We start from the raw sequence: 21,215 nt of genomic DNA, 5'->3' as shown, positions 1-21,215 counted from the left end.
CCTATTCTCCTTAAGTAAGTTGTTCGATGATGTAATGACCGTTTTCATAGCCTTTAACAGATATGATTTCTTCAACTCTGCGCCCTTGCGGTGTTCTTGTGATATGCACCACACAATGAACCGTTTCACCAATCAAAGGTTCAATTTCAGTCGGGGCTGCTGGGTTTCGGGTAATAAGTGATTTCAAACGATGAAGTCCTGAAAGGCAGTTATTGGCATGCAAAGTAGCAGCACCACCCTCATGACCAGTATTCCAGGCATCGAGTAAATCCAATGCTTCACTGCCCCGAACTTCACCAACAAGGATTCGATCTGGCCGCATCCTTAGAGTGGTTTTTAAAAGTTGGGTCATATTGACATCAAGAGTGGTGTGATATTGAACGCAGTTCTCAGCGGCGCATTGAATTTCACCTGTATCTTCAATGATGAAAACACGCTCAGCTGGCGAACTACGAACCATTTCATTGATAATGGCGTTCACTAAAGTAGTTTTACCAGAACCTGTGCCGCCAATGACTAGAATGTTTCGATGTGCAATAACGGCTTTTTTAATCACCGCACATTGTGCTTCTGTCATAATTTCTGATTTTACGTAGTCATCCAGTGTAAAAACCGAAATGGCTTTTTTACGAATTGCGAATGTGGGTTTTGAGACCACCGGAGGCAGCTGCCCTGCAAAACGTGATCCATCCAGTGGCAGCTCACCTTCCAGTATCGGATTAAAACGGGTTACTTCCTTACCATGAAAGCCCGCAACAGTTTTAATAATGGATTCAGCACGGGCGTCAGTGATACTACCTATGCAACGCATGGTTTCGCCTAGACGTTCCTGCCAAAGTTTGCCATCTGCATTGAGCATGATTTCAACGGTTTTAGGATCACTTAGTGCCTGTTCAATCATGCCACCCAAATCACGCCTTAGCTTTTCACGGGCGCGGTCTTTAACCGTTACCCCTTGTTCTTCTTGTGCTTTCATACGAATAATCCTCGATGTTTTTAAGCTGATTTCAGGCCGTGTTTGAATTTGCTAATTAAACGGTCAACAATGTTTTCCTTATTGGAAGGAGAGTCGCTGAACCATTGATCTTTTTGACGTTCTCGATAAATGCGTCTTTGAATTTCATCACGGTGAACAGGGATCGATTGAGGGGCATCGAAAGCAAGGCGAACTTCACCATCACGATAACCCACTACAGTGCAGTAAACTTCCTCACTGATAACAACTGATTCACCAACTTTTCTTGTTAAAACCAACATAATGCGTCTCCTTTAAGTTATTTAAATAAATAGGCCTTGCACTGCCTGATATTCTCTTCAACCACTTCTTTACTGGCAGGTTGATATTTCTTTGACGTGACGTAAAAAGCATTTCGCCTTTTAATATCCCGGCAAAAGCCAATCATTTGCGGCAGGGTAGGAGGCATTTCGCAATGATCGCGGCAATCAATAATGACCTGATTCAAAATCTCATCATTGAATTGGCTTAAGCCCTCCAACCACTCCTTCTTGGCAAACTCTAAAAAACCATCACTCTTGAACTGACTACGCCACAAATGCCCATAAAAAACTGCAAAGCGGGTAAACAAGTTTTCAATACACTTTTTTCTACTGTCGGTAGCATTGCAGGTTGATGACGTTTGACTGCTTGTATTCGTCTTCATCGGTGATTGCTGCGTCTCCTGTTTCTGGGTTCCAGAATGGATCAATGGCTCCGCTCTTAGTATTTGTGCCGCACTTCTCATTCCGTTTCTCCTGCGTCAATTCGATTTTGACTTCATCTTCCCAACATTTTTGAGACAACCAGTTGACTGGAAATTTCCATGCTGGAACCCATTCCCCATGAGCTTCTTTTGCTGTACGGGTTATGATTTGTTGATCCAGGGCTTGCAGCATGCTTTGCAGCAAAGGCTCATCTGGATTGATTTGTTTAAAGATTTCAAAGGCACGTTCACGTGACTTTTTCTCGGGGTACATACGCCAGAAATGGTCGAAGCGTTGTAATAAATAAATATAATTATTTTCTTTTATTAGAGGTGTGTCGGCTTTTAGGATTTCATCTGTATCGGCTTTTGCTCCTACACCCTCAGAATACCCTGTATTTATAGGGAGTTTCGCATGCGGCTTTGTGTCGGCTTGCTGTGTCGGGTTTGTGCCGGGTTTATTTTGGACACAATAACTGATATCCGCTAAAAGACATTTTAAAATAAGATGTTTATCGAAAGACTGAATGACAATAAGACCTGAGCGTTCAAGCCCTTTAACGGCTCTTCGAATTTGCTGACGGCTAGGACTTCCAGATTCTGTAATGCCTTGATGGGGTTCAATATAAAGTACCTCAGCCAGCGATTGGTAACTAATACGTCGCTTAATCCCTACTACGAAAGTATTGCGATCCATGTAGGGTCGAATCCCTCTTAAGTAGGTAATTTGCTGGATATATGAAAGCCCACAGAGCGCATCCAATTCTTTGTCATTCACTGTAAAGTACATAAATAATCCGTTATTCCTTAACTAAAAGTCTTAGCGCCCAATGAAACATGTGATAACATTTTGAGAACTTAAGATAAAAAGTAGCTCTTAACGAGCTTAACTACTCGAAACGAGTAGTTAATAAATCTCAAAATAACACATATTGAGCTATAGTCAATATGTAAATGGATTAATTTATTAACCAAAAACCGTGGAATGGGTATGAACATCAAAGAGAAAATCGGCCAAAGAATCATGAATGAACGAAAGGCCAAAGGATTGACGAGAAAAGCATTAGCTGAGTTGACCAGTGAGTTGAAAATTTCACGTATTAATAATTATGAAAGAGGGGACCGTACCCCTGGCCCAACAGAAATTAAATTGTTGGCAGATGCATTGGAAGTTTCTGCCTCTTATTTGATGTGCTTAACTGATAACCGTGAAGGGAAGATGACAAAATCCCTTGGCATGGGGGCATTGATTCCTGTCTTGGATTACAAACAAGCAATTGATCCAGCTGCATTCATCCAGAAAATCAAAGAGGATGTTGATACTAAAGTTGAGTTTATTCCCGTCAGTACAGCTGTCAGTGATAGTATTGGAAAAAATGCTTTTGCTCTGCAGATTAAAGATGACAGCATGATGCCGGAATTCCGGATTAATGATGTTCTTATCGTAGATCCTGAAACAAGCCATAAGCCTGGCGATTTTGTAGTGGCGTTGATTGAGTGTGAACAGGAAGTCATTGTTCGCAAGTATAAGCAATTATCGGCCTCTAAAGAGGCTCAGCAGTTTGAGTTAATTGCACTTAATGAAGATTGGGCAGACGTTCGTGTTGGTTCCGGCGAAATGCAAGCCCAGATAATTGGATGTGGAGTTAATTTGGTTAGATCATTAATAGTGTAAACTCTATTTTGTATTACTTGATGATCAAGTTGATTAGATTCCTTAAGTTATACTCGGAATTACAACAATGGTTTGAGAGAGCATAGAATTGATGTAAGTTATCTTTTCGTTACATTCGTAGCAGCAGCATAACAATTAACGTACTCAACGTTGACAATTTCTATAAACAGGCTATATCTATAGTTAAATACTTGTTTAACTATTTGATTGACTATGCTAACTCAAGACCAAATTACTACCTTAAGCGATATTTTACATTTGATGGGCGAACCTAATCGCCTAAAGCTTCTTATAGTATGCTTGTCAGGCCCGCAATCTGTTTCAGAATTGGCAGAGCAATTGCAACTTTCAGTGCCTTTAGCCAGTCATCATTTGAACTTATTGCGTTCATCTCGACTTTTAATCGCTAATCGCGAAGGGAAACATATTTACTATAGCATTTATGATGCTCATGTACGTTGTATTTTAGAGGACATGCTCAAGCACTTTACTGAGGAGATGGAAAATTAACATGAGTTTTTTAAAACGACTGCTTGGTGTTCTTGGTATAGATTATGGCGGATACAGAAATTCTCATCAAGGTCAAACAAGCCAACAAAGTAACTACTTAATTAATCCTGAGTTAAGGGGATTGAGCTGCCCATGCTGTAGAGCTTCTCTGGCATATGGCGTGCGTTTTTACGGTCAATGCGGGGACTCATTATGACAAAGGCACTAACTTTAACCACTTTTTTTGTTGCAGGATTGGACTGTCCGACCGAAGAGCAATCAATCAGGCGGCAACTAGAAAGGATTCCTGAAGTGGAACAGCTGGATTTTAACTTCATTGCTGAAGAAGTGACTGTGCATCATCGTCTTTCTACTATTGATGTGTTGCAAAAACAAATCGAAACCTTAGGCATGAGCGTTCGCGCTCAGGGCAGTATCTCATCAGCAAAGAAAGAGAAGAGGCGGGTTGATTCCTCATGGCCATTTATTGCTGTGGCAGGTTTTTTAGCGCTTTTTTCTGAGTTAACTGCTTATTTTTTGGCAATAGAGCAATCAATTTGGGTTATTTTTCCTGCTGTGCTAGCCATTATCTTAAGTGGCCCATCTACTTTTAAAAAGGGTTTGCTTGCATTGCGTACCAAAGCCATGAATATCAATAGTTTGATGTTGATTGCAATTACAGGAGCTATGATTATAGGTGCCTGGCCGGAAGCTGCAATGGTCACCGTTTTATTTGCGCTTGCAGAACGAATCGAGCGTTATTCTTTAGATAAGGCTCGTCTTGCTATTCGCAGTCTCATGCAAATTGCACCTGAAGAGGCTCAGATTAAGATGGATAATGGTCAATGGCAGACTTTGCCTGTTGAAGGGATAGCAGTTGGTGCAATTTTTAAAGTCAAACCCGGTGAGCGAATACCGCTTGATGGGGTATTAATATCGGGACAAAGTAGCGTCAATCAAGCACCGATTACAGGTGAGTCCATGCCGGTAAGCAAGCAAGTAGGTGATGATGTGTTTGCGGGGACTTTAAATGAGTACGGTACTTTTGAAGTTAGGGTCAGTAAAGCTTCAGGTGATACATTGCTTGCGAAAATTGGTAAAGCCATTGAACAGGCTCAAAGTGAACGGGCTCCAACGCAGCGCTTTGTCGATGAGTTTGCAAAATATTACACTCCAATTATGGTCTTGATTGCACTCTTTATTGCACTTATCCCTCCTTTGGTGTTTGGTTACCCCTTTTATGATTGGATATATAAGGCTTTGACGCTATTGGTGATTGCCTGTCCCTGTGCTTTGGTCATATCCACACCAGTGACGGTAGTCAGCGGATTGGCTTCAGCAGCACAGCACGGTCTTCTAATCAAAGGAGGCAGCTATTTAGAAATTGGTCATCAGTTAAAAATAATTGCTCTAGATAAAACAGGCACCTTAACTGAAGGAAAACCAGTAGTGACTGATTTTATCTCCTACGATAAAAATCAACCCAAAGAATACTTCCTGGCACTTGCTGCAAGCCTTGATAGTCATTCGGAACACCCAGTTGCTCATTCATTGGTTGAATACTGGCGGCAAAATCAACTTGATGAGTCCTTGCTCGAAGTAGAGCAATTTTCTGCCCTTCCCGGCCGGGGAGTGCAAGGCATTATTGGCCAAGAATTATATTATGTTGGAAATCATCAATTAGCAGAAGATAATAAGGTATGCTCATTAGCAGTAGAGCAAGAACTTAAACGCTTGGAAGAAGAAGGAAAAACGACCGTTATTTTGAGTAATTCATCAGTAGTTTTGGCGATTTTTGCAGTGGCTGATAAGCTTCGTGCTACAAGCCAATGGGCGATTGACATGTTGCACCAACAAGGACTTAAAACAACGATGTTAACGGGTGATAATGCGTTAACGGCTAAGGCTATTGCGAAGGAAGTGGGGATTGATGAAGTGCAGGCGAATGTCTTGCCTACTGAAAAATTACAGGCAATCAATCGTCTTTTGGAACAGTATAGAACGGTGGGAATGGTGGGTGATGGCATCAATGATGCGCCTGCTTTGGCTAAAGCCACAATTAGTTTTGCGATGGGAAAGGGTACCGATACCGCTTTAGAAACAGCAGATGTTGCGTTAATGAATGATAATTTAGCCATGCTTCCTTTATACATTGATTTAAGCAAAAAAACGGCACGTATTCTTCGCCAGAATATTGCTTTGTCTCTTGCAATCAAAGGTGTGTTTTTTATTCTGGCTCTGGGAGGATTAGCAACGCTTTGGATGGCAGTATTTGCTGATATGGGTGCGAGCTTAATTGTTGTTGGGAATGGTCTGCGATTACTTAACTCACACAAAGGGCATTCTGAAGATCAGGAAATGAAGGGTTAATGAGTAGCGTGATAGTTTTATCATTTAATTGGGTGGATGATGAATAATTAGGATCATAATGAGCAAAATAGAACTCATTGCTTATTTTTTTAGTGACTGAATCTTCATTAGGAACTCGTACTCTTATTCCTCAAGCATTCGGTAGACATGGCAGAGCTTAAGATTCTATCTTAATGGATAAAAATTTATGTTGGCATAAGCTGATTGCAAAAAACTCAATATTAGGCCTGCTCATTTTTTAGCGCTCTAAACCAAGCCCATTTATTTCGCTATAGTTCTTTTTTTCCATAATAGATAGACTGCAGGAATTACGATGAGTGTGAGCACGGTAGCACTCACCATCCCACCGACCATAGGTGCTGCAATTCGACGCATTATTTCTGAACCCATACCACCTAATAACATAATAGGCAATAAACCACTAATAATGGCGGTTACTGTCATTATCTTAGGTCTTAACCGAAGCAATGCCCCTTCAATTACTGCATCATCAATATCATCATCAGTCAAATCACGGTTTTCTTGGTGGGCTTGTTGCTGCTGTGTGAGTAGAGCTTGATTGAGAAACACCAGCATAATAACGCCTGTTTCGGCAGAAACACCGGCTAAGGCAATAAATCCCACACCACTAGCCACTGATAAGTGATAGCCTAATACATACATGAGGCCAATGCCGCCAACTAACGCAAGAGGTAGCGTTGCCAAGATAATGATAGGCTCAACAATGCCCTGGAAATTTAAATACAACAAGAAAAAGATAATAGCGAGCGTTAGAGGAACAACCATCTTTAAGCGTTCTTTTGCCCGTTGATAATACTCATATTGACCTGACCAGGTCAGCGAATAACCCGCTGGTAATTTCACCTTCTGGCTCACAAGCTGTTGGGCCTCGTTAACATAAGAGCCTAGATCACGTCCGGCAATGTCCACATAAACCCAACCATTCAGTCTGGCATTCTCACTTCGAATCATATCCGGCCCTTCAGTAATCGTGACACTGGCCACTTCACTTAACGGAATGATTGCACCGGATGAAGTGAGTATAGGAAGCAGGCGTAATTTTTCTAATGAATCGCGAATTTCACGTGGGTAGCGAATATTAACTGGATAGCGTTCGCGTCCCTCAATCGTTTGAGTGATATTCATGCCGCCTACCGCCGTTTCAATAATATCTTGGATATCAGCGATGTTTAATCCATAACGTGCGGCTTTCAGTCGGTTAATATCAATGGTGATGTAGCGGCTGCTCGCTACGCGCTCTGCAAACACCGAAACCGTACCAGGTAAGGGTTTAAGTACGGTTTCAATTTTCTCACCAATTGATTGAATCACCCCTAAATCAGGGCCGGCAACTTTAATCCCAACTGGGGTTTTAATGCCTGTGGCTAGCATATCAATACGAGTACGAATGGGCATCACCCAAGCATTAGAGAGGCCGGGTAATTTGAGACGTGATTCCAATTCCGCACGCAAGTTTTCCATGGTTATTCCTGGCCGCCATTCACTTACTGGTTTGAATTGAATGGTTGTTTCAAGCATTGATAACGGAGCAGGATCAGTTGCTGTTTCGGCTCGACCTATTTTTCCAAAGACGGTTTTTACTTCAGGAACGGTTGCAATCAATTTGTCGGTTTGTTGCAAGACTTGTTGTGCTTTACCGATTGAAAGCCCAGGAAAGGTGGTTGGCATATAAAGTAGATCGCCTTCATCCAATTCAGGCATAAATTCCCCACCAAGATAAAAGAGGGGTAACAATCCAAGAACCACCGCGAGTCCTGCAATAGCTAATACGGTTTTTGGTGCTTTCAATACCCTATCAAGAATTGGCCGATATAGCGCGAGTAATACTCTATTTAATGGATTTTTTTGCTCGGGTGTTATTTTGCCACGGATAAGGTAACCCATTAAAACAGGAACTAGGGTAATAGAAAAAAAGGCAGCGGCAGCCATTGCATACGTTTTTGTATACGCTAAGGGGGCAAATAAGCGACCCTCTTGAGCTTGTAGAGTAAATACGGGTAAGAAACTAAAAGTAATGATGAGTAAAGAGAAAAATAAAGCAGGCCCTACTTCAAGCATCGCTTTTTCTATAATCTGCCAACGATTCTCACCAGTGTCGGGCGTGTCCTCTAAGTGTTTATGAACGTTTTCAATCATTACAATCGCCGCATCCACCATAGCCCCTATGGCAATAGCAATACCTCCTAAGGACATGATATTGGCATTGATGCCTTGCAGATGCATGACGACAAGCGCCATTAGAATGCCTAAAGGCAGGCTAATGACAATCACCAGGGACGAGCGAAAATGATAAAGAAAAGCGAGACAAATCAACGAAACCAAAATAAATTCTTCGATTAATTTATCCTTTAAGGTATTGATGGCCCGAGTAATTAAACTCGACCGATCATAAGTCGGAATAATTTTAACACCCTTGGGTAAACTTCCTTGGAGTTGGGCCAATTTTGCTTTGACATCAGCGATCGTCTGTAAGGCATTTTGGCCAAAGCGCATGACAATGATGCCGCCTACTACCTCTCCTTGGCCATTGAGTTCCGCAATACCACGCCTCATTTGCGGACCTAATTGCACGTTGGCTACCTCTTCCAACAAAATAGGTATTCCATTTTTTCCCAATCCAACGGGTACTTGGCTAATATCTTTAATGGATTGTAAATACCCTTTGGCGCGTATCATGTATTCGGCTTCAGCCATTTCTATCGCAGATCCACCTGCTTCACGATTAGCTCGTTGAATGGATTGTTTGATTTGGTCTATGGTTAACCCAAAAGCACGCAGCTGATTAGGGTCTACGGTAATTTGATATTGCTTAACCATCCCTCCGACCGTAGCTACTTCAGCAACACCTGGTACTTTTTGTAATTCATATTTCAAAAGCCAGTTTTGTACACTGGTTAATTGTGCTAAATCATATTTGCCGGTTGTATCTACAAGAGCATACTCATATACCCAGCCAACTCCCGAGGCATCAGGACCTAAAGCAGTTTGTGCACCTTGTGGTAGGCGATTAGCAATCTGACTTAAGTATTCCAATACACGCGAGCGTGCCCAATACAGGTCAACGCCATCTTTAAAAATAATATAGACATAAGACACACCAAAACCAGATTCACCCCGTACAGTAACAGCCCCTGGTACGGATAACATTGCCGTGGTTAAGGGATAGGTGACTTGATCTTCTACCACTTGTGGCGCTTGTCCGGGGAAATCTGTTTTAATAATGACTTGCACGTCCGATAAATCTGGAATAGCATCCACAGCGGTATTTTTGACCGAGTAGATTCCCCATAACATTAACATCACGCAGGTCAATAAAACCAAAAAACGATTTTGTATCGACCAGCGAATAATTCCTGCAATCATGCATCATGTCCTTTTAATGCGATAACCTTTTTATGTCCTGTATCACAAAATGGTTCTCTTTATCTTTTCCTAATATAAATTGAATGCGATCGCCTGCTTTAAAATGGATAAGATCGACCTGTTCAATGACAGAAAAATCCATAGTCATTTCTGGCCAATTCAAAGCTGGAATAGATTCATGCTGCAATGTGACTGTGTGTGTTGCAGCATTGATTGCTTTAATAATCCCTTTGCCTTGAATGGATGTATTTTTTTCTGCAGTAGTTTGGTTAGTATTTGACTGAATCGAGGAGGTGTTTAAGCGTTCTAAACCCACTTTCAAATTGGTTTCTGAATCAATTAAGAATTGTCCTGATACAACGACTTTTTCTCCTTCTTTTAATCCGGAAAGAATTTCTATCTTGTCACCTGATTCGATGCCAACAGTCACTAACTTCGTCTGAAAACGTCCGTCATCTAATGACACAATCACCCTATCTCCTTCGCTACTTCGAATTAAAGCTTCAAGAGGTATGCTAATCACATTTAGTTTTGGCGTGGTTAATAGTGTAATCGTGGCATACATATTAGGTTTTAATAATCCTTCGGGATTATTAAAACGAAATCTTACTTTCAAGGTACGTGTTACCGAATCAACATCAGGATAAATATACTCTACTTTCCCCTTCCATACTGTTCCAGGAAATGCCGTTAATGTGGCTTCAACTGACTCGCCTACTTTTATCCAATTGGCTTGCTCTTCAAATACTTGTGCGATTATCCAAATACACGATAAATCAGCGATACTCAACATTTCAGTTGCGTTAGTCACATACATGCCTTCTCGCACATTGAGCATAGTGACTACCCCATTTTGATGCGGATAAATATCAATTAAATGACTTGATTTTCTACTCTCTTTTAATTGTTGAATTTGTTGTTCTGAAATATGAAAGGATTGTAATCGTTTATAAGACGCATCAACTAAAGTTTGATTTTTACTCGCTAAGGCAATCAAGTACTCTTCTTGCGCGTTAACGAGCGTGGGCGAGTAAAGTTGCAAAACAATTTGACCTTTTTTTACCACATCTCCCACTGCTTTTACAAAAAGCTTTTTTACCCAACCATCGGCATAGGTATGAATATGTGATATTTCATTTTCGTTCACCTCAACATACCCGACAGTTCTAATTTCTTTTGCAAGCTCCCCTTTGGTGACAAGAGCCGTTCGAATACCTAAGTTATTGACTACAGCAGGGGAAATGCGCACTGTCGATTTATCCTCGCTTTGATTATCATCAGGATAAACTGGTATTAATTTCATACCCATTCTGGATACACCAGGTTTTGAATAATGAATAGTAGGCTCCATGGAGTCAATCCAATAGAGCGGTTTTGTTTCAGCTTTTATTTGATTAGACGACTCATCCATTTGAGTAAAATGCCCTGAGTATCGTCCCAAAATCACACCCAAAATAAGCGCTAATCCCACAATCAATAAAGGGTATTTCTTCATGCAACTACTCCTTCTAAATAAAGCAAGATCGCGCGGGACTTGGCTCGTTCAACCTGTAATTGGATAAGCTCTAATTGAATGGTAAGTTCACTACTATAAACTCGCAATACTTGTGTTAACTCAGTAGTTGCATTTTGATACGCGATTAAAGAAGCTTTAGCACTTTGTCTTGCTACAGGAGTCAATTGCTTTTTGTAGACCTCTTCACGTTGGGACAAACGATTCCAGATAGCGTATTGAGTTGTTAGTACTTGCATTAAATCGCGATAATGAGTTTGTTGATCGAGTTTGGTGGCAAGTAATCGATCATACCCTGCGTTGACTTGCCGATCTTGACGATTAGTAGTAAATAAAGGCAAGTCTATTGTGACCTGGGCACCCACAAAGTCAGAACGCGACATACCATCAACAAAGTGTCCTTGTCGTTTAGCATAGCCCGCATTGAGTACCCAGCCGGGTTTATATTGCTCTTTAGCGAAAGCCACTTCACTATGTGCTGCGGCTATCATGGCTGCATCAATACAAAGTATAGGATGTTGACGAAGGCGAGTTTGTAATAGCTTGATTGATGGTGGGCTTGGCCAATGTGGTAATGTTAGAGCTAACTGACGGCTGGCCTGTTCAAGCCCAATCCATCGTTCTAGCTGTGCACGTAGTATACTTATTTGTTGTTGAATTTGAATTGCCTGATCATCCAATTTTGATAGTTCTAACTGTACTTGCAGCACATCCGATTGATTGGCTTTGCGGGTTTCATATAACGATATGGAGACTTTGAGTAAATTTTTATACAGTTTTTGATTCGCTCGCAAGGATCTTAACGCTTGCGTCCAATAATACAGATCCAACCAAGTTTCTCGTACGGTTCGTATCAAGGTGAGCGCTTTTTCCTGGGCTTTTCTTTTCTCACTCAGTGCTAAAGCTTGGTCTTGTTTTGATTTCATTAACAAGGAGTGTCCCCGGGGAAATGCTTGTTGTAGACCTATTTGTTCCATGGTCATATCATCTTGAGTTAAGCTAAAAGAATTCGTAGGCACATTAGCCATGCCAGCTACTAATTGAGGATCGCTTAGTTGTCTGTCTGCAATTGCTTGTTGTTGCAAACCGTGTCTTAAAGCTTGGAAGCGTTGTAACTCTGGTGAGGTATTAAGCGCAAGAGCCTCGGCTTCGGATAAGGTCAGTGGTTTTCCTTGAGGGATCGCTAATACAGGATGACACCATCCAAAAAATAAAATGATAGCAGTTAATTGAATAAAACCACGTATTTTCATGCTTTTCGATCCCTTAATTACCTCCTGATATAAAGCATAAAATATTAACTATTTTAGTATTGTTAATAGCTAATAACACATCTACGGTTATTTTGAGATGTGGCTTTTTATTTACTTAAGTATGCCTTAAGCAATGAATATTTACCATATTCTCAATGGATTAGTATTTCAACTATAGGATTAAACGAGCTTCATTGTTTTGGTTGGAGCCGCTTATAAAGTGAATCAACCTATTGATTGTTACTGGAAATAAACGAGTTGAAATGGTTTTTAACAATAATACGATGTTGGCTCCTACCATTAATGCGCAATCAGCATGGTGAAATAGTGAAAGAGGTTATGTGCCTTCGCAGGTTCCAAGAACTCTTTTCCAGCCAATACTTGGCCGAGCATCAAGGGGCTGGCTTCGAGTATTTGGGCTAGTTTTTTAAAGTCCAATTCACTGTAGGACAGAATATAATCAATCAAATATTTCTGACTATCTTTTTTTAATTGAAACTTAACATCAATAATGGGTTCTGCAATCTCGATAAAACATTCCATGTAACACCCTCACGTTCATATTATTACGACATAGTCCAGTCGAACAACAGTAAACCATAGCCGTGATATCGATAAAATTAGTTTTTTTACATGGAAAAGATCATAGGTAAAATACAATTCTGATCAATTTTGCATCATTGTTTGCGTTTGATACTCCTTTTTTATGCGGTTGTTATCGCTTCTGGTAATCCTGAATCTGTTTTCGGCTCAATAACAGGCTTAATTCTTTTGGCGATCAAGTAAAGGAAAACAGCGCCCAACAGTGCCCACATACCCAGCTGGTTAAACACATGCTGGTAATCGCTATTGGATAGCAATGGATTCGTGGACTCACCTTTGGTCATGGCATTAGAAAAATAATGTGATAACGATGCTGATACGCCTGATACCATCATCCAAGTGCCCATGAGCAGGCCTTGTAAATGTGGTGGGGAAATTTTACCAATCATGGCGTAGCCGACTGGTCCTATCAGTAACTCTGCAATTGCTTGCGTGGTAAAATGGAGCATCACCCAATACACACTAACATATCCATGTTTATTAGCAGAGAGGATGCCGCAGGATAGGAAGAAGAAAGAACCTGCTAATATCAGAAATGCCCAAACAAATTGTTTGGTTATTGATACATTGTATCCTTTTGCTTGCAGTCGGGTTAGCACAATCGATAACAACGGAGCGCCGATAATAATCACCATGGCATTGATATTCAAAAGCCATTGGGTCGCCATTTTATAATGGAATAAATGTTTATCAACATTGTTTTTAATAAATAAGGTTATGCCCATTGGGCCTGTGAAGTAGATCATCCAGAATAAGATTGATGTTACTGTCAGTATTAGAAAAGTCATTATCTTTTGCTTATCCAAAGTCGATTTTTGTTGGTAGCCAAGATATAAAATGACAAAAAACATAATAACGCTAAGGCCTACTACAACTCCATTACTAAACTGAGCTTTATGAAAACAAAGCAGGGTGAATGGAATAAGAGATAATATAATTCCCCAGCCAATAGTTTTTTTGAAGTTTAGTGAAGCCTTGCTTTTAACTTTGAGCAACGGAGTGTCACGATCATTCAAATTTGTCCAGTAACCCCACATGAGCAAAAGCGTAATTACGTTTGGAATTATGCTGGTATAGAGTAAAGTTTGATATTGATTGGAGTAATCAAAGAAGCCACTGATGATGTAACCAGCGCAAAAGCCTACATTCATGTAAGAATAACTCAAGAAAAAGGCTTTATCTCTGCGGTTATCATCCGGCGCAAAGCGTTGTGTCAATATACTGTTGTATGCGGTGGTGTTTAAGCCACATCCTACTAGGAATAAACTCAGTCCAATATAAAGCAACGACTTAACCGAAAGTGCCAAAAGTAAAATACCGATCGTTTGTATGGCTGTGGTAATCAAAAATAAAGATCTGTTACTTAGATATCGTCCACCAACCACTCCGCCGAGTAAATGTAGAACATAGTTAAATGCGAGAAATAAGCCGACAATGCTGTTTGAAAGGGTATTGGACAATCCTAATTGTTTAGTGAGAAACAGTGATAATGAGGAATATAGAATTGCATAGGAGAAGGTTGAAAAAGCTTGTATTAAATAAAGAGGCATTATTCCTTTAGGCATTTTTTCTGACAACATAATTTTTCCCTAAAACTATTTTTGAAGGTGACTCTAACATTTAAAATGGATAAAATTAATCCTTTTCTGCTATTATCCTCTTTTGAAGACAGGATAATTAATATTTAATTTGTTGTATGGATGTTTAGGAATGAACAGTATTACTAAAGTTTCATGGGATGAAATCAAACACAAAGTAAAAAAAATCAATGAGTCAATGTATCGTGTTATTGAAGAAATTAAACCTGACAAAAAAATACCATTCTTTGTAGCTCGTTATAAATTTGGTGAACATTTCGGTATTAAAAATCATGCTTATCTCCCAACCACCAACGGTCAAATGGAAAAAATTGACAGCAAGCACACCGATAATTATTTATTCAACCATCTTGGTTATGGAAAAAATAGTTTGCCCTTGGGCTTAATACTGGATAAGTTTTGCGAGTGGCATTATTTTGGTGAAGATGATCGCATCTTTCCTGACTGTGTACAGGGTCCTGGTGCAATTTTTAATATGCAGGTTATTTTTGATGAGGATCAGACCGTCGATAACAATGTACTCTCTGTTTCTTCTGGGGCTCTTTCGTCCTTTTTATTACCGAATATCGGTTGTAAAAGAAAGCATACAAGAATTCAGAAATATTTTAATGTTGCTGTTACAGCTCCCAAGTCTCCTTATGAGCATTACCAGGTATTTAAAGAAATATTGAAAGATAAAAATACTATCGATGACTGGTATAGCGAGATTCTTTATTTTTCTGAGCAATTTATTAATGAAGTTAAACATAATGATAAATGGCTCAAACTAAAGCTATATTTCTCGGAGTCGTTAAGAAAAAAATTGACGCAAAATACCTATGATGCTTCTTGTAATGATTTATTTCTCAGTGCTAAAAGTATTAATCGTTTTAGACCTACACCATTCATTATGGATACAGCAAAATACATTTTTAATATTTGTATGGGCTCTGGTATTGGTGTGAAACCTGCCATTGATGAGCAATATTTTCCCGTTAAAACAATTCAGAAAATTTATCATGAATGTTATGACTTAGAATATACAGCGACAGTTATGGTTCCATCTGCCTTGAATGGTCAGTCTGATAGCGTTTATTATCCTTTACAGTGTCCCTTTGCCAAGATAAATACATTTAAAACCAATCAAAGCAATAGTGCTTATAGTGAACTGGAAATGCTAAAAAAAGTGTTATTAGCTTATCAGGAGGAGTTTACTGAGGATAACAGTTCTGCTTTTGGTAGTCTGCTTTATCATGTAAGCAAACAAACGGAATTTTCTTTTTACCACTATAAATCTTCTAGTAATAAGAACATTAATAGTTCTGAAGAGTTAGAATATACAGATAACAGATTTGCTTTTTCTTATTGCAATAATAAAACGCAATTTGCCAGTGATGCGAAGTTATTTAGAGGTTGCGTTAGATTAAGCAAACAATAAGGCTATTCGATGAGAATATTAGAAACAGAACGATTATTTCTGCGTACTTTTCAAGAAAAGGATGTGGAATCATTAATTGCCATTAGCCAGGACCAAAAAGTAATGCAGTTTTTCCCTGCCATACCTACGCGGGAAGAAACCATTGGATTCATAGATAGAATCATCACACATCAAGAAGAAAAGAATTTTTCCTTATATGCCGCTGAAATAAAAAGTACTGGTGAGATGATAGGTTTTGTAGGTTTGTATACAGCAACGTTTCAGGCTCATTTTACTCCGGCGATTGAAATTGGTTGGCGTTTATCTTCAAAACACTGGAACCAAGGTTATGCTACAGAAGCCGCCAAAGCGGTTCTTAATTATGCTTTTAGGAAATTAGATTTGGATGAAGTGGTTTCGTTTACATCGGCATTAAATAAACCGTCTATTCGAGTAATGCAAAAGATTGGCTTACATACTAATTCAGAAGATGATTTTGACAATCCAAAAGTACCGCCTGGTAGCCCGCTTATTGGACACGTATTGTATAGATTAAAACGATCAGAGTATTTACAGTATTAACTCGTCAATTGTTAGATCGAGTAGTTTCAAGTATTTATTACTAATGGCCTTTTTTTCCATCGGTGGAATATATACTGTTGTGATTGGGGAAATAACTGATAGCTCAAGATTACATAGTTGTACCCATTCTATTCTGGGGAAGCAAGTAGGTAGGGAAGGGGCCTCATAAAGACAGATGGAGTAATCTGTTGAGTAATAACCACTTATATAATCTTTTAAAATTGAAAGGTTGTTAGTTTTTTTTCCATCAGTTCTACCAAAATTTGCTACCTGCCAAAGTATTACATGTGCATGAATATCAATACATCGCTCAAATAATACTAACTCTGTAGCTTCAATTGAAAAACATCCCTGATCACCTGGATCAATTTCAAGATCACTAAACAAGCAGTCTTGGGTAGATACGGCTGGCAGAATGATGGCGTCACCACCATCTTTCTTAATTTGTCTAACGGCATTAAGTGCTGAGTCTGCAAAAACGGTAGGGTGGCCGTAAAAAACAACACATAAAATTGAAACCTTCTTATATTCTTCAATAATATGATTTGTTAATGCTTGATAAGCTTCAATCCGTTTTTCGCTGCTAAAGTAGATAGAATCCAACGATTCAGACTTTTTCGCTTCTCGTTGAATCCATTGTTTTAGGTTATCTTCATTGAGAAGGTAGAGTACCTTATCAGCGTTTTGAATAACTCGTTTAGTTTCTTGGGTCAGATGAGAAATCGATTTAATTCCCGACCCTACTACTATAAGCTTATGCATTAAATTGTTTTATGTTCACTATTTTATTGCTATCAGGCTGGTACTGTTTTTGTATTGAAACTATTTTATTAGAATTAGCCTGGCTCTGTTTGTTTTGATTTGTATCTAAAAATAAATCTTTGTGGCTGATCAAATACTCATTCCCTACAGCATATTCAAGTTTGTCCATTAAACTCATTTTGATGTCACCTTATATTAAATTCTGATAGCCATTGTACAAATAAAATTCTTATAGGTATAGCCTAAAAAAATATTTGCAGTAATGTGCTCGATATGCTCTAATAAATACTCGAAACGAGTATTTTGGTTTATTAGTTACAGGAGTTGAGAAATCATGAGCAATATTCACCTAATCCCCCGATTAATTCGCTTAAGAGACGCTCCGACCTATGTAGGTATGGATCGTCATCGATTTAATAAAGATGTAAGGCCAAATCTGGTTGAGATTCCAATGGGGACTCAGGGTATTGCTTTTGATCGACTTGATTTAGATGCCTGGGTAGACGATTATATACAGTGTAGTGGTCGTCCCGCGGCAGTTAAACGTAGGAGTTTGGAGTTATGGGACGAAAAAGAACACCAGGGCTGCAAAAGCGTGGCAGCGTCTGGTGTATTGACAAAAAGGTCTTCGGACGACGACTTTGCGAAAGCACTGGTACTGACAACCTCGAAGAGGCGGAAAAGTATCTCGCAAGGCGTCTTGAAGAAATAAGACTGGCAACAGTCTACGGTGTTCGCCCAAAAAGAACATTCAAAGAAGCCGCTACTAAATTTCTGATAGAAAACCAACACAAACGCAGTATCAGTGATGATGCTGGCCGTTTGCGAGAAGTGGTTAAGTACATCGGGGATTTGCCTATTGAAGCAATTCATATTGGTAGTTTGCAATCCTTTATTGAAGGCCGAAGAAAGGATAATGTGAGTATGCGAACTATCAATCATGGTTTGAAAATTGTTAGGCGTATATTAAATTTAGCAGCCAGTGAATGGATGGATGAGTTTGGCTTAACCTGGTTAATTTCAGCGCCAAAGATAAAACTTTTGCCTGAACCAGATTTAAGAAAGCCTTATCCATTAAGTTGGGATGAACAGCACAAACTGTTTCAGCAGTTACCGGAACATCTGAAAAATATGGCTTTGTTTGCCGTAAATACCGGATGTCGGGATCGCGAAATTTGTGAATTGCGCTGGGATTGGGAAATACAAATTCCAGAATTGCCACACATCATCGTTTTTATTGTACCAGGGGAACTGGTTAAAAACGGAGAAGAACGGTTGATTGTTTGTAATGAAACAGTTCGGGAAGTGATAGAAGGGGAGAGAGGTAAACATCCTACTCATGTCTTTAGTTTTAAAGGCCGACCATTAAGTCGTATGTTATCGACTGGTTGGCGACAGGCTAGAGAAAAGGCGAAATTGCCTGAAGTAAGAGTGCATGATTTAAAGCATACCTTTGGCAGACGGTTAAGAGCATCAGGGGTAAGTTTTGAAGACAGGCAAGATTTACTTGGGCATCGTTCAGGAAGGATTACAACTCACTATTCTTCAGCTGAGCTGCAAAGTTTATATCAAGCTGCGAATAAGGTTTGTGAAAATCGTAAAAGCGGAGTGATATTAACGTTATTGCGAAATCCAAAGAGTAGACCTGCCAGTCAAAATACTCTAAGGGATAGTCAGGTAAGTTTGTAAGTGCGTGATCTAGGTCACGCAAAAGTCACGCAAGGACTTTTGTACTAAAACAGGTGATCAACGTAACTTATTGATTTTAAAGGTTTTAATTGGTGGGCCCACTAGGATTTGAACCTAGGACCAACGGATTATGAGTCCGCTGCTCTGACCAACTGAGCTATGGGCCCGAAGAGGGTGTCATTTTAAACTTAATTTACTTAATGTGCTAGTTTTTTTTTATTTTTTTTATATATTCTTATCCTCAAATTTTAAAATGAGGATAAGAGATTTAAGTTGCTTTTATCCTCATTTTGAATTTATGAGTTTATCCTTCATCACCTTCAAGGAAACTTCTTAATTTTTCTGAGCGTGAGGGATGGCGTAGTTTACGTAATGCTTTGGCCTCAATTTGACGAATTCGCTCACGAGTTACGTCAAATTGTTTTCCTACTTCTTCCAGAGTATGGTCAGTATTCATTTCGATACCAAAACGCATGCGAAGTACTTTAGCTTCACGTGGTGTTAGTGTTTCTAGAATTTCCAGAGTAGCTTCTCTTAGTCCTTCGGCAGTAGCCATATCGATAGGAGATTCAATGTTGTTGTCTTCAATAAAATCACCTAAATGTGAGTCATCATCATCGCCAACAGGAGTTTCCATGGAAATGGGTTCTTTAGCGATCTTTAAGACTTTACGAATCTTGTCTTCGCTTAACTCCATTTTTTCGGCGAGTTCTTCTGGAGTTGCTTCACGTCCTGTCTCTTGAAGAATTTGTCGGGAAATTCGATTGAGTTTGTTAATGGTCTCAATCATATGAACTGGTATACGAATAGTACGTGCTTGATCAGCAATAGATCGAGTAATTGCTTGCCTAATCCACCAAGTCGCATAAGTAGAGAATTTATAGCCGCGGCGGTACTCGAATTTATCTACAGCTTTCATTAAGCCTATATTTCCCTCTTGAATCAAATCAAGGAATTGTAAACCACGGTTTGTGTATTTTTTGGCTATAGAAATGACCAGACGTAAATTTGCTTCGACCATTTCTTTTTTTGCTCGGCGTGCTTTCGCTTCACCAATAGACATTTTACGGTTAATTTCTTTAATTTCAGAAATTGATAAGCCGTATTCTACTTCGAACGCAACTAATCGGGATTGGATGCGTAAAATATCTTCAGTATTATCCTGAATACGATTCATATCCAGTTTTTTGCTGTATTTCGCAACAATTGTGCTCAGCCATTCAAGATCCGTTTCTTGGCCGGGAAAGGTATCTATAAATAACTTCCTTGGGATACGTGCTTTCTCAATGCAAAGACGCATGATACCGCGTTCATGTTCTCTGATATGATTACGTAATTGACGGAAATGGCGGGTTAGGCGATCTACTTGTCTTGATGTGAGCTTAAGCTTTAAGAATGACTCCGACATTATCTCTAATGCTTTATTGGTTTTGGCATGAGTTCTGCCATGTTCTTTTAATGCAACCAGTGCTGTTTCATAAGTTTCACGTAAATCATCAAAATAAATTTTTGCCTGTTCCGGATTAGGACCATCGTCAACTTCAACCATGCCTCCTTCACCATCTTCATCTTCATCATCAGATAAAAGAATTTCTTCTTGTTGATCTTCGTCAAGCATAGAGCCAATACTTGAAGCAGGGGCTATTTCATCTTCAACATCAGCAAAGCCACTAATAATTTCATTAAGACGAATTTCTTGGGCATTGAAGCGTTCATAATCATCAAGAACAAGTTGTACTGTTTCTGGATAATGAGCTAAAGATTTCAGCACTTGATAAATGCCTTCTTCAATCCGTTTAGCAATACGAATCTCACCTTCTCGGGTCAATAATTCTACTGTACCCATTTCACGCATATACATACGTACAGGATCTGTAGTGCGTCCGGTTTCCTTGTCCACAGATGCGAGTACCATTGCAGCTTCTTCAATGTCAGGTACTTCTTCGGTATTCAGCAGAAGCGCTAGTTCATCATCACCAGGTGGTAGCTCAAATACTTTGATATTCATGCCTTCTAGCATGCTAATAATGACATCAAAATGTTCCGTATCGACTATATTCGGCAGTAAGTCATTGATTTGACTGTAAGTCAAATAACCCTGCTCTTTTCCTAGGCTAATGACTTTGGTTATCTGTGAGCTTTGCTGTTCTTGATCATTTATGGTCATAGGCACTTCTCTAGGGACAATTGGAAAAAATCCT

At 39.5% G+C, this 21,215-nt stretch carries 19 protein-coding genes and 1 tRNA gene; 7 read left to right on the top strand and 13 right to left on the bottom strand.

Annotated elements, in window-relative coordinates; all coding sequences use genetic code 11:
- Positions 1–10: 10 nt before the first annotated feature.
- The 4 genes from trbB to EL220_RS14750 are packed head-to-tail and all read right to left on the bottom strand — an operon-like array spanning position 11 to position 2,490.
- A complete protein-coding gene (gene trbB, locus EL220_RS14765; RefSeq protein WP_027269511.1) occupies positions 11–976 on the bottom strand; it encodes a P-type conjugative transfer ATPase TrbB in 966 nt (321 codons plus the stop codon).
- 20 nt (positions 977–996) lie between these two features.
- The gene (gene csrA / locus EL220_RS14760; RefSeq protein WP_027269512.1) at positions 997–1,257 is read right to left on the bottom strand and encodes a carbon storage regulator CsrA; all 261 of its coding nucleotides are present in this window, start codon (positions 1,255–1,257) and stop codon (positions 997–999) included.
- Between the two features lie 17 nt (positions 1,258–1,274).
- Positions 1,275–1,586, bottom strand: a complete 312-nt coding sequence (locus EL220_RS14755) for a Vir protein (protein ID WP_027269513.1) — start codon at positions 1,584–1,586, stop codon at positions 1,275–1,277.
- 19 nt (positions 1,587–1,605) lie between these two features.
- Complete coding sequence (locus EL220_RS14750) at positions 1,606–2,490, bottom strand: hypothetical protein (protein WP_027269514.1); 885 nt, start codon at positions 2,488–2,490, stop codon at positions 1,606–1,608.
- A gap of 201 nt (positions 2,491–2,691) precedes the next feature.
- Between EL220_RS14750 and EL220_RS14745 the strand changes: the two genes are divergently transcribed.
- The 4 genes from EL220_RS14745 (at position 2,692) to EL220_RS14730 (ending at position 6,234) form a co-directional block, all read left to right on the top strand.
- Positions 2,692–3,375, top strand: a complete 684-nt coding sequence (locus EL220_RS14745) for a helix-turn-helix domain-containing protein (RefSeq protein WP_027269515.1) — start codon at positions 2,692–2,694, stop codon at positions 3,373–3,375.
- Between the two features lie 213 nt (positions 3,376–3,588).
- Positions 3,589–3,885, top strand: a complete 297-nt coding sequence (locus EL220_RS14740; RefSeq protein ID WP_027269516.1) for an ArsR/SmtB family transcription factor — start codon at positions 3,589–3,591, stop codon at positions 3,883–3,885.
- A 1-nt stretch (position 3,886) separates the two neighbouring features.
- Entirely contained in the window at positions 3,887–4,081 is a 195-nt protein-coding gene (locus tag EL220_RS14735) for a hypothetical protein (protein ID WP_027269517.1), read from the top strand.
- A complete protein-coding gene (locus EL220_RS14730) occupies positions 4,078–6,234 on the top strand; it encodes a heavy metal translocating P-type ATPase (RefSeq protein WP_027269518.1) in 2,157 nt (718 codons plus the stop codon). Before EL220_RS14735 ends, EL220_RS14730 begins: the two co-directional genes overlap by 4 nt.
- Before the next feature lie 261 nt (positions 6,235–6,495).
- Here EL220_RS14730 and EL220_RS14725 read toward each other — a convergent pair whose 3' ends face one another.
- The 5 genes from EL220_RS14725 to EL220_RS14705 all read right to left on the bottom strand — a co-directional run bounded on the left by EL220_RS14725 (position 6,496) and on the right by EL220_RS14705 (position 14,567).
- Positions 6,496–9,618 (bottom strand): efflux RND transporter permease subunit, encoded by a 3,123-nt coding sequence (locus EL220_RS14725; protein ID WP_027269519.1) that lies wholly within the window; start codon positions 9,616–9,618, stop codon positions 6,496–6,498.
- A 13-nt stretch (positions 9,619–9,631) separates the two neighbouring features.
- Positions 9,632–11,113 (bottom strand): efflux RND transporter periplasmic adaptor subunit, encoded by a 1,482-nt coding sequence (locus EL220_RS14720; protein ID WP_027269520.1) that lies wholly within the window; start codon positions 11,111–11,113, stop codon positions 9,632–9,634.
- On the bottom strand, positions 11,110–12,384 hold the full coding sequence (locus tag EL220_RS14715; RefSeq protein WP_027269521.1) for a TolC family protein: 1,275 nt from the start codon (positions 12,382–12,384) through the stop codon (positions 11,110–11,112). Before EL220_RS14715 ends, EL220_RS14720 begins: the two co-directional genes overlap by 4 nt.
- A gap of 300 nt (positions 12,385–12,684) precedes the next feature.
- The gene (locus tag EL220_RS14710; RefSeq protein ID WP_027269522.1) at positions 12,685–12,927 is read right to left on the bottom strand and encodes a hypothetical protein; all 243 of its coding nucleotides are present in this window, start codon (positions 12,925–12,927) and stop codon (positions 12,685–12,687) included.
- Between the two features lie 161 nt (positions 12,928–13,088).
- A complete protein-coding gene (locus tag EL220_RS14705; protein WP_035905532.1) occupies positions 13,089–14,567 on the bottom strand; it encodes a peptide MFS transporter in 1,479 nt (492 codons plus the stop codon).
- Between the two features lie 130 nt (positions 14,568–14,697).
- Here EL220_RS14705 and EL220_RS14700 point away from each other — a divergent pair, with 130 nt between their 5' ends.
- Positions 14,698–16,002, top strand: coding sequence for a hypothetical protein (locus EL220_RS14700; RefSeq protein WP_027269524.1), 1,305 nt, complete (start codon positions 14,698–14,700; stop codon positions 16,000–16,002).
- Positions 16,003–16,011: 9 nt separating this feature from the next.
- The gene (locus EL220_RS14695) at positions 16,012–16,563 is read left to right on the top strand and encodes a GNAT family N-acetyltransferase (RefSeq protein WP_027269525.1); all 552 of its coding nucleotides are present in this window, start codon (positions 16,012–16,014) and stop codon (positions 16,561–16,563) included.
- Here the strand turns inward: EL220_RS14695 and EL220_RS14690 are convergent.
- Positions 16,552–17,325: an SAM-dependent methyltransferase gene (locus tag EL220_RS14690; protein WP_027269526.1), complete on the bottom strand. Its 774-nt coding sequence runs from the start codon at positions 17,323–17,325 to the stop codon at positions 16,552–16,554. The genes EL220_RS14695 and EL220_RS14690 overlap by 12 nt on opposite strands.
- Positions 17,318–17,503, bottom strand: coding sequence for a hypothetical protein (locus tag EL220_RS14685; protein WP_027269527.1), 186 nt, complete (start codon positions 17,501–17,503; stop codon positions 17,318–17,320). The genes EL220_RS14690 and EL220_RS14685 overlap by 8 nt, the downstream gene beginning before the upstream one ends.
- Before the next feature lie 383 nt (positions 17,504–17,886).
- Between EL220_RS14685 and EL220_RS14675 the strand changes: the two genes are divergently transcribed.
- The gene (locus EL220_RS14675; protein WP_027269528.1) at positions 17,887–19,014 is read left to right on the top strand and encodes a tyrosine-type recombinase/integrase; all 1,128 of its coding nucleotides are present in this window, start codon (positions 17,887–17,889) and stop codon (positions 19,012–19,014) included.
- A gap of 90 nt (positions 19,015–19,104) precedes the next feature.
- Here EL220_RS14675 and EL220_RS14670 read toward each other — a convergent pair.
- Positions 19,105–19,181: transfer RNA gene (locus tag EL220_RS14670), tRNA-Ile, on the bottom strand.
- A 137-nt stretch (positions 19,182–19,318) separates the two neighbouring features.
- Entirely contained in the window at positions 19,319–21,181 is a 1,863-nt protein-coding gene (gene rpoD / locus EL220_RS14665) for an RNA polymerase sigma factor RpoD (protein WP_027269529.1), read from the bottom strand.
- Positions 21,182–21,215 lie beyond the last annotated feature (34 nt).

Origin of the sequence: Legionella sainthelensi, from assembly GCF_900637685.1 — a bacterium.
Lineage (GTDB): Bacteria > Pseudomonadota > Gammaproteobacteria > Legionellales > Legionellaceae > Legionella > Legionella sainthelensi.
The sequence above is the reverse complement of the archived record's forward strand: the minus strand, read 5'-3'. Positions and strand labels throughout refer to the sequence as shown.

What these genes read in the sequence shown, in the direction of transcription:
- EL220_RS14740 (WP_027269516.1), top strand. Translation starts at nt 3,589, where the DNA reads ATGCTAACTCAAGACCAAATTACTACCTTAAGCGATATTTTACATTTG.
- EL220_RS14700 (WP_027269524.1), top strand. Translation starts at nt 14,698, where the DNA reads ATGAACAGTATTACTAAAGTTTCATGGGATGAAATCAAACACAAAGTA.
- rpoD (WP_027269529.1), bottom strand. Translation starts at nt 21,181, where the DNA reads ATGACCATAAATGATCAAGAACAGCAAAGCTCACAGATAACCAAAGTC.
- EL220_RS14730 (WP_027269518.1), top strand. Translation starts at nt 4,078, where the DNA reads ATGACAAAGGCACTAACTTTAACCACTTTTTTTGTTGCAGGATTGGAC.
- EL220_RS14710 (WP_027269522.1), bottom strand. Translation starts at nt 12,927, where the DNA reads ATGGAATGTTTTATCGAGATTGCAGAACCCATTATTGATGTTAAGTTT.
- EL220_RS14715 (WP_027269521.1), bottom strand. Translation starts at nt 12,384, where the DNA reads ATGAAAATACGTGGTTTTATTCAATTAACTGCTATCATTTTATTTTTT.
- EL220_RS14745 (WP_027269515.1), top strand. Translation starts at nt 2,692, where the DNA reads ATGAACATCAAAGAGAAAATCGGCCAAAGAATCATGAATGAACGAAAG.
- EL220_RS14735 (WP_027269517.1), top strand. Translation starts at nt 3,887, where the DNA reads ATGAGTTTTTTAAAACGACTGCTTGGTGTTCTTGGTATAGATTATGGC.
- EL220_RS14675 (WP_027269528.1), top strand. Translation starts at nt 17,887, where the DNA reads ATGGGACGAAAAAGAACACCAGGGCTGCAAAAGCGTGGCAGCGTCTGG.
- csrA (WP_027269512.1), bottom strand. Translation starts at nt 1,257, where the DNA reads ATGTTGGTTTTAACAAGAAAAGTTGGTGAATCAGTTGTTATCAGTGAG.
- EL220_RS14750 (WP_027269514.1), bottom strand. Translation starts at nt 2,490, where the DNA reads ATGTACTTTACAGTGAATGACAAAGAATTGGATGCGCTCTGTGGGCTT.
- EL220_RS14725 (WP_027269519.1), bottom strand. Translation starts at nt 9,618, where the DNA reads ATGATTGCAGGAATTATTCGCTGGTCGATACAAAATCGTTTTTTGGTT.
- EL220_RS14690 (WP_027269526.1), bottom strand. Translation starts at nt 17,325, where the DNA reads ATGCATAAGCTTATAGTAGTAGGGTCGGGAATTAAATCGATTTCTCAT.
- EL220_RS14705 (WP_035905532.1), bottom strand. Translation starts at nt 14,567, where the DNA reads ATGTTGTCAGAAAAAATGCCTAAAGGAATAATGCCTCTTTATTTAATA.
- EL220_RS14720 (WP_027269520.1), bottom strand. Translation starts at nt 11,113, where the DNA reads ATGAAGAAATACCCTTTATTGATTGTGGGATTAGCGCTTATTTTGGGT.
- trbB (WP_027269511.1), bottom strand. Translation starts at nt 976, where the DNA reads ATGAAAGCACAAGAAGAACAAGGGGTAACGGTTAAAGACCGCGCCCGT.
- EL220_RS14695 (WP_027269525.1), top strand. Translation starts at nt 16,012, where the DNA reads ATGAGAATATTAGAAACAGAACGATTATTTCTGCGTACTTTTCAAGAA.
- EL220_RS14685 (WP_027269527.1), bottom strand. Translation starts at nt 17,503, where the DNA reads ATGAGTTTAATGGACAAACTTGAATATGCTGTAGGGAATGAGTATTTG.